Annotated in this window: 13 protein-coding genes and 1 pseudogene; 8 read left to right on the forward strand and 6 right to left on the reverse strand. The window is 46.5% G+C overall.

Annotated elements, in window-relative coordinates:
• Nucleotides 1-92 precede the first annotated feature (92 nt).
• Nucleotides 93-617 carry a DUF420 domain-containing protein gene (locus C7R91_RS21305; RefSeq protein WP_047074614.1) on the forward strand — a complete coding sequence of 175 codons (525 nt, stop codon included), beginning with the start codon at nucleotides 93-95 and terminating at the stop codon, nucleotides 615-617.
• A 64-nt stretch (nucleotides 618-681) separates the two neighbouring features.
• Here the strand turns inward: C7R91_RS21305 and C7R91_RS21310 are convergent, their stop codons facing one another.
• Entirely contained in the window at nucleotides 682-999 is a 318-nt protein-coding gene (locus tag C7R91_RS21310; RefSeq protein ID WP_047074611.1) for a hypothetical protein, read from the reverse strand.
• 142 nt (nucleotides 1,000-1,141) lie between these two features.
• Nucleotides 1,142-2,068, reverse strand: coding sequence for a macrolide 2'-phosphotransferase MphJ (gene mphJ / locus C7R91_RS21315; RefSeq protein WP_047074610.1), 927 nt, complete (start codon nucleotides 2,066-2,068; stop codon nucleotides 1,142-1,144).
• A 226-nt stretch (nucleotides 2,069-2,294) separates the two neighbouring features.
• On the opposite strand from mphJ, the gene C7R91_RS21320 reads away from it, so the two are divergent.
• Nucleotides 2,295-3,056, forward strand: a complete 762-nt coding sequence (locus tag C7R91_RS21320; protein WP_047074654.1) for an exodeoxyribonuclease III — start codon at nucleotides 2,295-2,297, stop codon at nucleotides 3,054-3,056.
• 62 nt (nucleotides 3,057-3,118) lie between these two features.
• On the opposite strand, the gene C7R91_RS21325 is transcribed toward C7R91_RS21320, so the two are convergent.
• Nucleotides 3,119-3,670, reverse strand: coding sequence for a dihydrofolate reductase family protein (locus C7R91_RS21325; RefSeq protein ID WP_047074609.1), 552 nt, complete (start codon nucleotides 3,668-3,670; stop codon nucleotides 3,119-3,121).
• Nucleotides 3,671-3,803: 133 nt separating this feature from the next.
• On the opposite strand from C7R91_RS21325, the gene C7R91_RS21330 reads away from it, so the two are divergent.
• From C7R91_RS21330 to C7R91_RS21340, 3 genes are all read left to right on the forward strand, one after another.
• A complete protein-coding gene (locus tag C7R91_RS21330; RefSeq protein ID WP_047074607.1) occupies nucleotides 3,804-4,262 on the forward strand; it encodes a MarR family winged helix-turn-helix transcriptional regulator in 459 nt (152 codons plus the stop codon).
• Between the two features lie 130 nt (nucleotides 4,263-4,392).
• Complete coding sequence (locus tag C7R91_RS21335; protein ID WP_047074605.1) at nucleotides 4,393-5,799, forward strand: alpha/beta hydrolase family protein; 1,407 nt, start codon at nucleotides 4,393-4,395, stop codon at nucleotides 5,797-5,799.
• A gap of 103 nt (nucleotides 5,800-5,902) precedes the next feature.
• Nucleotides 5,903-7,507 (forward strand): HEAT repeat domain-containing protein, encoded by a 1,605-nt coding sequence (locus C7R91_RS21340; protein WP_047074603.1) that lies wholly within the window; start codon nucleotides 5,903-5,905, stop codon nucleotides 7,505-7,507.
• Between the two features lie 40 nt (nucleotides 7,508-7,547).
• On the opposite strand, the pseudogene C7R91_RS21345 reads toward C7R91_RS21340, so the two are convergent.
• Nucleotides 7,548-8,554 (reverse strand): annotated as a pseudogene (locus tag C7R91_RS21345) (alpha/beta fold hydrolase).
• Between the two features lie 92 nt (nucleotides 8,555-8,646).
• Here C7R91_RS21345 and C7R91_RS21350 point away from each other — a divergent pair.
• The 3 genes from C7R91_RS21350 to C7R91_RS21360 all read left to right on the forward strand — a co-directional run bounded on the left by C7R91_RS21350 (nucleotide 8,647) and on the right by C7R91_RS21360 (nucleotide 10,776).
• On the forward strand, nucleotides 8,647-9,450 hold the full coding sequence (locus tag C7R91_RS21350; protein WP_047074601.1) for a MerR family transcriptional regulator: 804 nt from the start codon (nucleotides 8,647-8,649) through the stop codon (nucleotides 9,448-9,450).
• Nucleotides 9,451-9,587: 137 nt separating this feature from the next.
• On the forward strand, nucleotides 9,588-10,367 hold the full coding sequence (locus C7R91_RS21355; protein WP_047074600.1) for a cyclase family protein: 780 nt from the start codon (nucleotides 9,588-9,590) through the stop codon (nucleotides 10,365-10,367).
• A gap of 10 nt (nucleotides 10,368-10,377) precedes the next feature.
• Entirely contained in the window at nucleotides 10,378-10,776 is a 399-nt protein-coding gene (locus C7R91_RS21360; RefSeq protein WP_255322548.1) for a hypothetical protein, read from the forward strand.
• Here the strand turns inward: C7R91_RS21360 and C7R91_RS21365 are convergent.
• Together C7R91_RS21365 and C7R91_RS21370 are read right to left on the reverse strand one after the other, a co-directional pair.
• Nucleotides 10,765-11,037, reverse strand: coding sequence for an Ada metal-binding domain-containing protein (locus tag C7R91_RS21365; protein ID WP_047074597.1), 273 nt, complete (start codon nucleotides 11,035-11,037; stop codon nucleotides 10,765-10,767). The genes C7R91_RS21360 and C7R91_RS21365 overlap by 12 nt on opposite strands.
• Before the next feature lie 82 nt (nucleotides 11,038-11,119).
• Complete coding sequence (locus C7R91_RS21370) at nucleotides 11,120-12,238, reverse strand: deoxyribonuclease IV (RefSeq protein WP_047074595.1); 1,119 nt, start codon at nucleotides 12,236-12,238, stop codon at nucleotides 11,120-11,122.
• Nucleotides 12,239-12,253: the final 15 nt, after the last annotated feature.

Here is a 12,253-nt window from a genome sequence, read left to right on the forward strand (position 1 = left end):
TTAACCGCTTGGGGCCGCCAATGTCCGGGCTCGTCAATGGGTAGACTAAAGCGGGATACTCATTCATGATCTGAGAAAAAAGGAGCATAAGAATGAAACAACGCAACTATACACCGATTATCGTTATTCTCACCATAGCGATTAACACGCTTGTCGCCATCTTGTACTTCATGCCGAAAAACAATGATTTCAGCCATCTCGACCTGACGTTTCTGCCGTTTTTTAATGCGGTCATGAACAGTTTTACCTTTATATTTTTGATTGCCGCGCTTGTTTCCATTGTAAAGTTTAAAAACGTGAAGATGCATCGAGGATATATTTTTGCAGCCTTTTCCACAACAGCTCTCTTCTTGGTTTCGTATGTGATCTACCATGGAATGGCACCTAGCACTTCCTACGGGGGAGAGGGAATTCTGCGTCCGATTTATTACTTCATCTTGATTACACATATTCTGTTGTCGGCGATTATCGTTCCATTTGCGCTGGTTACGACTGCACGTGGACTCAACATGAAAGTGGAAAAACATAAAAAAATCGCCCGCTGGACGATGCCGATGTGGCTGTATGTCAGTGCGACGGGCGTCATTGTTTACATCATGATTTCTCCATACTATTAATCAGAAAAAGAGCATTAGCTGCTAAAAGCTAACGCTCTTTTTTTATCGAAGAAGCCTAATTATATTACCAATCCCATCGGCTTTGTTTGATTCCGAGATTTACGGCGAGTACAGAAGCTATCGGTTGCTTGATGGGGGTAAGTGAATTTGCTGTGCAGCTGGATTCCGGCTGATAATTCAATTCCTGCGCTTTTTGAATATCGGCTTCGGCTAGATTGTTCGTTTTGTTTGCTTGCTCATAACAGGGCGGTGAAATATACGTCTTGTTTGTATGCTCCAATATGACTCGTGTATCAGGTGAGGGGCCTGCCTCAACAGGAATGGAAAGCACGCCTGCTACTACGACTACAGCACCAATGCCAATAAGAAGTCCTCGCTTCATCCTATTCACTCCATCTATTTAGTAAAGGATTGTCCAAATGAGCCGATTTATTGTAACACCTTATTTCCAAGTCAGTAATGGCTCAATGTAGCTATTTACATAAAAAACCACCGCCTCCAATTTGGGACGGTGGTTGGTTTATCTATGAATTGATCTCTATGCCGTTTTCGTCTACACCGAGAGCTTGTCGTGCCATAATCTTGAATTCTTCCAGCCCTGATTTCAGCGCAAAGGTAGCAAGAGTGACAGGATACGCAGCCGTCATTTCGACGATATGCTCATGCATGCGGGGCCAAACACGGCCTCCTGCTTTCTCATACCGTTGGATGAAATCGGCCAAGCCAGTATCACCGAACAACAGGTAAACGACCGTGAAATCAACAGCAGGGTCAGCGACTTCTGCCTCCGTCCAATCGAGGAGCCCCGTTACCTTGCCGTTTTCAGCAACCAGGATATGTCCTGGATGGAGATCACCATGCACAAGAGCAGAGTGAGCAGGCCAGAATGTGTCATCCGCAAGCCATTTTTGCCATCGATCCCATAGCGCCCCAGAAACGCCAAAGATGTGTTTGACTTCATTCATCTTTTCTCGAAGGGTTGCTCGTGCTTCGCTAGGCTGCTTGACGCGGATACCAGCATCTCGAGCAAGATCATGATGAATAGCGTGTAATTCCACCAATGCTTCCGCCCACGTTTGGATGCATTGTTCAGGTAGAGATTCAGGATTCAGATACCACTCATAATTTTTTGTTTCCATATTGATCGTCGCCATCGGTGTGCCATCTAGGATCGGATAAGCGATGAATTCAGAGGTGTAAACCTGCCAATCCGGTACTTCGACACGTAGATGTTTTGCCACGAGATCTAACACCTTTTTCTCATAACGAGCAGTTTCGACGACATCGTCCCGGCGCGGTTGGCGTAATACCCAGGGAACACCGTCTATCGTACTTGCAAAAATCGCAAGGAAATCTAAGCCGGATTCATTCACTTTCACGGTAGTTGGGTCTACAAGGATTCCGTTATTTTTGGCGATTGCAAGCATTTGCTCTACATTGTTTTTTGACATAACAAAAACACCTCATTCATGGATAGTTAAAATCAATTCAAACACAAATAAACCCATACCATTCCGTTTTTGAAAATGGCTGAGCCTACATGGGGTGTTGGCGATTTTAACGAAGTCTCATGAATGCGATGCCCATTGCAATGTCCATCATCGTAACCTCCTATAATTGAAAACAAAGATAGTGTACCATGGAATCTAACGAATAGCGACAAGGAGATTAGCGATGATGAAATTGGTTTCTTGGAATGTAAATGGACTTCGCGCATGTGTAAACAAAGGTTTCTATGAGTACTTCAATAAAGTGAACGCCGATATATTTTGCTTGCAGGAAACGAAGCTGCAAGAAGGTCAAATCGAGATGGAGATCGGCGAGGAGTACCATCAATATTGGAACTACGCAGAGAAAAAGGGTTACTCCGGAACGGCTGTTTTTACAAAAATGGAACCACTATCTGTACGTTATGGCTTGGAAGAAGACCATGAGCCTGAGGGACGAGTCATTACGCTGGAGTTCCAGGATTTTTACCTGGTCACCGTATATACCCCGAATGCGAAGCGTGATCTATCAAGATTGGATTATCGGCTGGAATGGGAGGATCGGTTTCGGAACTACTTATTGCAGCTAGATGCGAAGAAACCCGTGGTGGTTTGTGGGGACCTGAATGTCGCCCATCAAGAGATTGATTTGAAAAATGCGAAGTCCAATCGCGGTAATTCTGGCTTTACTCCTGAAGAGCGTGGGAAGATGACGAGTTTGCTGGCAGCGGGGTTTGTGGATACCTATCGATATTTTTATCCGGATCAGACAGATGCATATACGTGGTGGTCTTTCATGCCGAAAGTGAGAGAGCGGAATATCGGGTGGCGCATTGATTATTTCCTCGCGTCTGAGAGATTGGCTCCATCGCTGCTCGGGGCGGGAATTGACTCACAGGTAATGGGAAGCGATCATTGTCCGGTTGTGTTGGAGCTCGGGACCATCGAGTGAGTATGCTATGCCGGTAGAAACGGGGCCGAATAATGTGGTCCCGTTTCTTTTAGTAAGCAAGATTATATATAAACAATGTTGTACGTAGGCCTCGTTACGCCGTTCGCGTACTGTTTCATGTCCACTAACTCGAGTTTGAGACGTGGCTTCGCACTTCCGAATAGAGGGACACCTTCCCCGACCATCACCGGATTCACTTTCAGCACTAATTGATCAATCAGTTGATGTGCTAGTAACGCTCCTGCCAATTCACCGCCCCCACATAGCCACAGCTTGCCGTTTTCTTGCTGTTTGAGATTCTTGATAAATTCGATGGCATCGCCCTTGACCAACTCGACTTCTGCATTGGACTCAAACTGCATGGAATTTGAGAAAATATAATGCTTGATTCCCTTATAACCTGGTTCGCCGGGCTTGGCACCGAATTTAAACCCAAACTCGTACGTTTTGGCGCCCATCAGCACAGCGGCATATCCCTGAATTTCAGATAAAAAATCCGGTACATGTTCTCCCTCAAATAAAAAGAGAGTGCTGTCGATATTTCCGTCCATCATGGCTTGATCGGCAATGAAATTGTCTAGCGAAACGGCAACGTGATACGTTAAGGTAGCCATACAGAGATCCCTCCTTTTTCGTACATCCATTTTATGTTAAACAAGCTGGGATTTGAACACACTAGAATTGACATAGTCGTAGATTATCGTTTATTTTAATAGTTAAGTTAGCTTAATTATTGGTGGTGGTTAAATGAATGAAGAGCTCGTCGCTTTTGTCCGGGAGCTAAACGAAATCGAGTATGCTTGTCAGGTAATGCTGACGCAAGAATACGCGGATGTGCTGGATGAGACGATTACGAATAACCAGATCATTATGATTAACTTGTTGCATGATCGCGGTCGACTGCTCACTGGTGAATTGGCAAAGCAAATGGACATCACGGCAAGTGCAGTCAGCCAAATGTTGAACAAGATGGAAAAGCGCCAGTTAGTCAAACGTTCGATTAACCCCGGGAATCGCCGGGAAATTTTTGTTGAGCTGGATACTGCCGGAGTGAACTATATCGAAACAAGCCGCAAGATTGAATTGTCGATCATTGAGCGCTTCTATTCCAAGCTTCCTTACGAAGATTTGGTAGCGCTAAAGGAAATAATGTTGAGATTTCGGAGAATTATTGAGGAAGAGCAGACGCGGAAGACAGTTGAATAATTACGAAACAAGGGTAAGCGGCTGGGGCACCAGGAGACGGGCGAATGTCCTGGCTAACCTGCGTCTAATATTTAAGTTTAATTAAATGTTAAGATAGATTAATAATTTGTGTGAAGGAGGCAGATTCAATATGCGGATTTTTGAAGTTGTGTTTGTCATTATGGCTATAGGCTTATTGTGGTACTTAATTTGGGCTCGGAAAGCTTCAGGGCGGCTATTTCTATGGGGAATGCCTATTTTGCTGGTCAGTACAGGGCTGTTTCACCTGATTTTTGAAAAGGCGCGTTGGCAAATGGGTCTAGCTTATTTGGTTGCTCTAATCGCCCTATGCATGTACGGAGCCAGGGCTTACCGGAACACGATAAGGGATAGAGAATGGAAGAAGTCTATTTTACTCAGTGTGCCGGCTTTTCTGATCAGCGCACTCGCCATTTGCCTGCCATTTATGTTACCTGTCTTTTCCTTTGAGAGGCCAACTGGCGCTTATCGAGTAGGAACGGTTACCTACACATGGTCGGACAACTCTCGCATAGGGAGTGACGGGACTTCCAGAAAGATCAATGTGCAGATCTGGTATCCAGCTGATTCGTCATCTTCTGCTACTCCGGGTAAATACATTTCCAATCTGCCGGCGTTTGCCAAAGCTATCGAGGAACAGTACGGATTTTCTGGGAAAGTATTGAGTTACCTCGAACAGGTGGAGACGCATACTTACGCGGGAACTTCCTTCGCTTCAGACTTAAAAGAAGCACCAATCATTTTCTTATCGCACGGGAATATGCTAGGTAGCCGCTTCACGAATACGTTTCAAGCGATTGAATTAGCCAGCCACGGTTATATTGTAGCCGCGGTCGAGCATCCTGGGACGGCGATGATGTCAGTTTATCCAGATGGCAGCTATGCTCCTTTCATAGATACGAGCTCTCATCTCCCTATGGAATACAACGTACAGAACCATGCTTCTATTCCCGTTATCAAGGAGCAGACGCAAGATATCGAATTTGCCCTTCAGCAGCTTATGGATATGAGTGAAAGTGTAACGGAGAGTCCGTTTGCCCATCGAGCTGACTTTTCTAATGTGGGCATCATCGGTCACTCCTTTGGGGGTGCAACTGCGGTGGATGTTCTATACAAAAATCCTGCATTTAAAGCAGGTATTAATATGGACGGCTACTTGTACGGTGAGGATCGTGACAAACCGTTAACGAAACCGCTGATGATTATGAACGGAGGCTTCAAATTACCAGAACTGGAGGATTCGCCGGAGATGAAACTAGCTGAAGAAGGGCGGCGAGAGCGAGTATTAGCTCAATCAGGTGTGGAGTTGGATATCTGGCAGGCGGGGCATCTCAGCTTTACAGATTTTCCTCTGTATTCACCAATGATGGACGCGCTTAGTCCTGAAGTGCGGCGCAATCACACCATTATTAACGAAGTATCGCTAGCTTTCATGGACCGGAATCTTAAGGGTGATCCAAATGCTTCCTATTTAGATGTTGTGGAGCGCTATCCAGATGTTACGATAAGGATGAAGTGATGTACCTGCAGTGTTGTAGAAGGGCCATGCAATGGGTGGAGATGTAAGCTAGTTTTGGTGCTGATTTGGGATACTGACTGACTCATAGGGTAGGAGGATCGGGATGAAAAAAATGACGACGGAGGAACAAGTCCTTTTTGACGAATTATATAGATCGGATGAGAGGAAAGTAGAAATTCTCCACTCCTTGGGCAAGCTGGGAAGCATGATGGCACTGACCTTTCTCTTGCCATTTGCCTTGGAAAAAAGAGAAGAAGTGCGAAAGGCAGCACTTGCGGCTGTCCATCAAATAACCACACGCCTGCGTAAACAAGATTTCATTAGCTTGGACCAATACTTACGGAGGTTGACCCTTTATTCAAATAGAAACCAGTTGGCAGCGTGGCATGAATTGTTACCTGAGGATATTCGTGCTTTTTCTATCAACGATGAGTCAGACCTCAATTTCATCGGAATTTGCAGCTTCCATCGTAACGGTTATGTAAGAGAAGCGGCGATTGAAGTGTTGTTAAAACAGGTTACGGGTGCGGAGCTTCCCTTTTTGTTGATCCGTTTGAATGATTGGCAGCCTAAAATTCGTTATCTAGCGTTTATGGCATGTAAGCTGAGATTCCGTCCCAATTATGTGAAACACTTTCTCGAATCGATTTTCTTGTTGAAGCATTTGTCCGCATACTATAACCGTGAAAAGTTCTCTGATTTCCTAGAGGAGATCGACGCAATGTTTCGTCATCCAAATAATCGAGACGTGTTGCGAAGTGGTTTTCACTCAAAAGACCCGGTTGTTCGGCGATTTTGCTTTGATTTGGCAATCAACCTGCTTGATATCGATCCGGATGAGGTTATTGCAGAGGCTTTGATTCAGAAGGATGCTTTGATCAGGCTCCAGACGGTTAGGCATATGTGCAAACAGGACGAAAATGAGCGCCTGCGAAAATGGCTGGATCGAATCCGACGTGATGTGTTTCCTTCTATTCGCCAACTGGCCCTACAAGCTTATGTGGATCGCTTTCCAGAGGAATCGACTGATGCGTTGCTTGCGGCATTGCTTGATGGACATAAATCTATCCGAGAAATGACACGGTTTTATTTGAAAGACAAAAATATCAATTTCGCTACCTTCTATCGGGAAAAATTGGTGGATACCGAGGAACATGTGATACCCATAGCGATTGTGGGAGTAGGGGAAACGGGTGTGAGGGCAGATGATCAATGGATTCTCCCGTTTTTGCGCCATGAAAATGAACGAATACAAAGAGCAGCCGTGAAGGCACTCGCTATGCTGAATCCGGAAGATCACATCGAAATTTTTATCCGCGCGCTTCAAGCTGATAAACGAAGCGCATCTCGTGAAGCAAGACAAATACTAGCGGATCGGGTGGAGCTTCGTCATACGGATATGCTCTGGGAGATGCTCGAAAAAGATGTAGGCCTTCACGTGAAGAAAAACATTCTCTTCTTATTTTCGAAGATCAACAAGGCAGACAGTATTTCATTATTATTACGGGCATGTGTTGTGGAAGAAAAAGAAATACGCGATGATGCAATCCTGTATGTCGAGCATTGGCTGTATGGATATAATAGAAGGTTCTATTTGCGATTAAAGGATGAACAGCGTGAGAAAATTAACCATATTCTTGAAGCAGTTCGAAAGTTTCTTCCGGAAGATATAGCTGAATCTGTCGAGTCACTCCTTGCGAAAAAATAACAAAGGGGCACCATTATAGGTGTCCCTCTACCTCGTAATTTCATTCTGTCCCTAATAGTTCTTTTAAGGTGGAATCAATAAACGCGGTATCGACAGGGTTAAGTCCAAACCCAGCCAAGTGTCCCCAGATTGATTCAATCGGCTTAAAGGTAGCGTTAGGGATGTGCTTTGTCTCATATTCACTGTCTTCTGGCGTGAAATACAAATCAGTCCGTACAGGCATGACAACCGTTCGTGCCTGGATGCTTCGTAACGCTGCCTCAAAGTCTCCCTTGTACTGATCATTTTGGCTAATGTCGGCATGCTGCCACGTCCACATCATCGCCAGCAAATCGTTTGCATCCGAAGGTACAAAGCTTTCCTCCCAAAATCCCGAGATAAAGTCGGAAAGTGTCTATAGCCCAAAGCTTTATAGCATGCCTCGCGGTAAAATGGCTGTGAAAACCCCCAACTCGCATATACGCGCCCCAAGGTACGCAGGCCAACCTCTGGAGATGCTGTATACTGCCCGTTATTCCAAGCTACATCGGCCTGCAATGCTGCTCGGATGCCTTCGATCAAGACGATGTTATGCGGCCATGTTTTTGCGGTTCCGGCAAAAGGAGCCAATCTCTCGACCATATCTGGGTAGATCGCCGCCCAATGAAAAGCCTGGATGGCCCCCATCGACCAGCCGGTTGCTAACGCAATTTTTTTGATGCCAAACCTCTCCGTAATGAGTCGATGCTGAAGGACGACATTATCGTAGATCGTAACGTGTGGAAAATTGGCCTGATCATACGAGCTTGCCGTGTTGCTCGGTGAGGACGATAGCCCGTTGCCGAGCATATTGGGAATGATGATAAAATATTGATTCGGGTTCAAAGCCTTATCTTCCCCGATGAGCCATTCGTTTTGGTAATGCTGATCTCCAAACGATGTAGGAAATATAATGACGTTATCCTTGGCGGCGTTGAGCGTACCATACGTTTTGTAAGCAATAAATGCAGGCAGTGTCACGCCTGACTGCAAGCGAACCTCTCCCAAGTGAAAAATGTCGTAATCCATCTCGCATTGCTCCTTTGTAGTCATGATTTTTTTCAACTATAAACGTTCCCGTACAGGGGAAAGTCAAGGGAATGATAGATTGGGGGTTTTCCATGTTTAAGATCAGTGAATTTTCCCGATTGAGCAGAGTGTCCTTAAAGACGCTTCGTTTTTATGACCAAATTGGAATTTTGAAGCCAGCGGATATCGACAAAGAGACTGGCTATCGGTTTTATGCAGCAGAACAATTGGTTACACTCAATCGAATCCTCATGTACAAGGACTTGGGTTTTACGTTGCAACAAATTCAGCAATTGCTGCATGAAGAGATGTCCGTGGAGCAACTACAAGGCATATTCAGGCAAAAAGAAAGGGAAATGGAACAGCTGCTTGAGGTGGAGCAAGCACGTTTGAATCGAATCAAGGAGCGTTTGCTCTCGATCGAGCAAAAGGGGTACGTAGAACAAGAGGTTGTCTTTAAACGAGTCGAAGCCCAAAAAGTTGTTTCGTTCCGTTCAGAAGGTACGGTAGAAGAGCTGCCGATGCTCTTTGATCGGCTGGCTCATTATGCAGGCAAGCAGCAGAGAGGGATGCTTTCCCCCATCGTTTTGTGGAAGGAGTCGGAGCGAGACGAGACGGCATTCGAATTGGAGATCGGCTATGTACTCAAACAGGACATTTCCTTGCCAACCGACATGCTGGCAATACGTATGCTGCCAGAGGAGCCGATGATGGCTACCCTGGTTCAGCGTGTAGAGCCATTCGTTCCTTCTACGGCCTGTATTGACTTGGCAAAATGGATAGAGCGCAATCAATACCGGATCAAAAAAGATCAGCCAGGCAGAGAAAACTATCTGCAATCCCCACACGGGGGCGATATGTATGTAGAAGTACAAATTCCAATTGAATCCCCCTGAAGAAGGCCGGTACCTGTATAGACAAAGAGGTACTGGCCTTTTGCTTGTGTTCATTTGACGCTGGTGGAGGGCAGATAGTACAGTAAGGTTGATCGAGGATACAGAAAATTCCAATTAGGAAAGAAGGGAAACCAGCTATGAATAGAAAAGCACGTCGGTTCATTGATCTGAGTGTGCCTCTTGATCGTCTGGCGAAAGAACCGTTTCCACCTGAGATTCAATATAGTAGTCATGAAGAAGGGGCTGTCCAAGCCGCGCAGTACTTCGGATTGCAACCAACGGATTTTCCCGAACAGAAGGCTTGGGCGAGTGAAACGGTGACACTCACGACACATACAGGGACACATGTCGATGCGCCTTGGCATTACTGGCCTACTTCTGAGGGAGAGCCGGCGAAAACGATTGATCAGTTGCCGTTGGAGTGGTTCTACGGGGATGGTGTCCTGCTTGATTTTAGTGAAAAGCCGTCTGGCTATGAGATCACGGTGAAGGATATAAAACAGAAGCTCTCACAAATCCAATACGAACTGAAACCGTTCGATATTGTCCTGATCAGGACGGACGCGGATAAAAGATACTATGAAGAGCACTATTTTCAATCACATGCGGGAGTATCCGCCGAAGCGACACATTGGCTGATTGATCAAGGAATCAAGGTCATGGGAACCGATGGGTGGGGATGGGATATCCCGTTTTCCGTTCAAGCCGCTGATTATAAGCAAAATCCACGCGATGGCGTTTTATGGGCGGCTCACTATGTGGGAAAAGAGAAAGAGTATTGCCAAATTGAAAAACTGGCGAATCTGGAGCAATTGCCTAGGCCCTACGGATTTACCGTATCTGTGTTTCCTGTAAAAGTGAGAGGAGCGAGTGCGGGATGGGCGCGCCCTGTCGCGATTTTTGAGGAAGAGGAGTAGTTGTATGGGCATGAACAAGAGAGCGAAAGTTCTGTTCCTCCTACTCTTCTTCTTGGGCCTTTGTTTCATCATGATCGCGTATGTTTCGCTGATCTGGCATCCTGCATTGCCATTCGAATCCAAGTCCAAAAGAGAAGTAACGGAGCTGTTAGGTGAAAACACGGGAACAATTGTCAAATTGACCACGGAGGAAAACGTCGATTGGTATGGGTATGGGCCGCAAGCGAATGAGGCTTCAGCGGCAGATGCTATGAAACGAGCGGTGACAGAAAAAGGCTGGACCTTTATCCAACAAGAAGGGGCCGGATACTTTTTTGAACGGGGGAAAGAGAAGATGATCATTACGTCACAAATGTGGACGGGCAACTATGTACTCTTTCGAATCCCTGCAGGTGTTCTAGAACCTTGAAGGGGGAAGGGCTTTCCACAACAAATATTTCTCTCGTAAACAAACAGCACAAGGCCGATACCCCGCAGCAATAGCGGTAGCTTCGTCTGCAAAAAATACGCGATGGCGCACATAACCGCCTCGCATAATGGCTCTGGTGGCAGAGGGACAATCCAGTCGGCCATATATTTTACCTGGTCTGTAGCCGCCAAATGTACCAGGTGTATCGCTTTGATAAAACTGGCGATCGGCTCCCAGCAGGGTGTAAGTTTTGGCAGGCATGTGGCTTCCTCCTTTATGGGTTGGTGTCAGTACATTCACTTCAACAGGAGGAAGCCACAGCAAGCCTACATGGATTTTTACCTTATGAGAATTTCGGAATCGCGAAATAGGCAGTCAAGCGGTGGTTGATCTGCTCTTCGGTGAGCTCTGGGAACAATCTCGCTTCCTTCACCATATCGTACAGACGCTCCATCGGCTCGCGGCCATCGGCTTTCTTTGCCTTCGCGTCGTTTTTGAGCAGCTCCCAAATCCCAACCACATACTCGCGTCTGGTGACATCTTGTTTGCGGAAAAAGAAATCGAGGCGCTCCACATGGTCCATGAATTCGTCGCCGAAGCGCTTGTCCACTTCCCCGCGCAGGAGGGCGATTTCAGCCTCGTACATCGGACGCTCGTTGCCTTTTTCCTTGCTGATCCAAGGTGTCTCCAGTACAAGCGGCAGGTGGCGGATTTTCTCGTGGTTCACGATGTAATTCATCGCATCAAAGCCGATGAGTCCTGCACCGATTGGCGCATGGCGGTCTTTGCCTGCCCCGCGGAAGTTTTTGCTGTCATTCAAGTGAACGACGGCGAGACGATCCAAGCCAATTGTCCGATCAAACTGTTCCAGGACACCGTCGAAGTCGTTGACGATATCATAGCCAGCGTCGTGAATGTGGCAAGTATCCATGCAGACGGTCAGCCTGCTGTTGTCTTCTACTTTCTCGATGATGGCGGCGATTTCCTCAAAGCTGCGACCGATTTCTGTCCCTTTGCCCGCCATAGTCTCTAACGCGATTTTCACGTCGGTGTCTTTGACGCCTGTCAAAACCTCATTCAAGCCTTCCGCGATCCGGGCGATGCCGTACTCCGCGTCCTTGTCTGTGTAAGCACCAGGGTGCAGAACGATATTTTTGACGCCAATGTAGTCGGTCCGGCGAATCTCTTCTTGCAGAAAGCGGACAGCGAGCTCATAGGTATCGTCCTTGTAAGACCCCAGGTTAATAATGTACGGGGCATGTACCACAATTTCATCCACGCCTTGCTTCGCCATTACTTCTTTGCCTTCCGTAATGTACTGGTCCTCGATCGGTTTGCGGCGGGTATTTTGCGGTGCACCTGTGTAGATCATAAAGGTACTCGAGCCGTAAGAAGCTGCTTCTTGGGCGGCATTCAGCAGTCCCTTACCGGAGAATGATACGTGGGAACCTATTTTTAGCATAGGATAGAACCTCCT

The sequence above is a fragment of the Brevibacillus formosus genome, assembly GCF_003013405.1.
GTDB classification, from domain to species: Bacteria; Bacillota; Bacilli; order Brevibacillales; family Brevibacillaceae; genus Brevibacillus; species Brevibacillus formosus.

Coding starts and splice junctions, on each gene's coding strand:
- C7R91_RS21340 (WP_047074603.1), top strand. CDS start 5,903: ATGAAAAAAATGACGACGGAGGAACAAGTCCTTTTTGACGAATTATAT.
- C7R91_RS21330 (WP_047074607.1), top strand. CDS start 3,804: ATGAATGAAGAGCTCGTCGCTTTTGTCCGGGAGCTAAACGAAATCGAG.
- C7R91_RS21350 (WP_047074601.1), top strand. CDS start 8,647: ATGTTTAAGATCAGTGAATTTTCCCGATTGAGCAGAGTGTCCTTAAAG.
- C7R91_RS21370 (WP_047074595.1), bottom strand. CDS start 12,238: ATGCTAAAAATAGGTTCCCACGTATCATTCTCCGGTAAGGGACTGCTG.
- C7R91_RS21355 (WP_047074600.1), top strand. CDS start 9,588: ATGAATAGAAAAGCACGTCGGTTCATTGATCTGAGTGTGCCTCTTGAT.
- mphJ (WP_047074610.1), bottom strand. CDS start 2,068: ATGTCAAAAAACAATGTAGAGCAAATGCTTGCAATCGCCAAAAATAAC.
- C7R91_RS21305 (WP_047074614.1), top strand. CDS start 93: ATGAAACAACGCAACTATACACCGATTATCGTTATTCTCACCATAGCG.
- C7R91_RS21335 (WP_047074605.1), top strand. CDS start 4,393: ATGCGGATTTTTGAAGTTGTGTTTGTCATTATGGCTATAGGCTTATTG.
- C7R91_RS21310 (WP_047074611.1), bottom strand. CDS start 999: ATGAAGCGAGGACTTCTTATTGGCATTGGTGCTGTAGTCGTAGTAGCA.
- C7R91_RS21320 (WP_047074654.1), top strand. CDS start 2,295: ATGAAATTGGTTTCTTGGAATGTAAATGGACTTCGCGCATGTGTAAAC.
- C7R91_RS21360 (WP_255322548.1), top strand. CDS start 10,378: ATGAACAAGAGAGCGAAAGTTCTGTTCCTCCTACTCTTCTTCTTGGGC.
- C7R91_RS21325 (WP_047074609.1), bottom strand. CDS start 3,670: ATGGCTACCTTAACGTATCACGTTGCCGTTTCGCTAGACAATTTCATT.
- C7R91_RS21365 (WP_047074597.1), bottom strand. CDS start 11,037: ATGCCTGCCAAAACTTACACCCTGCTGGGAGCCGATCGCCAGTTTTAT.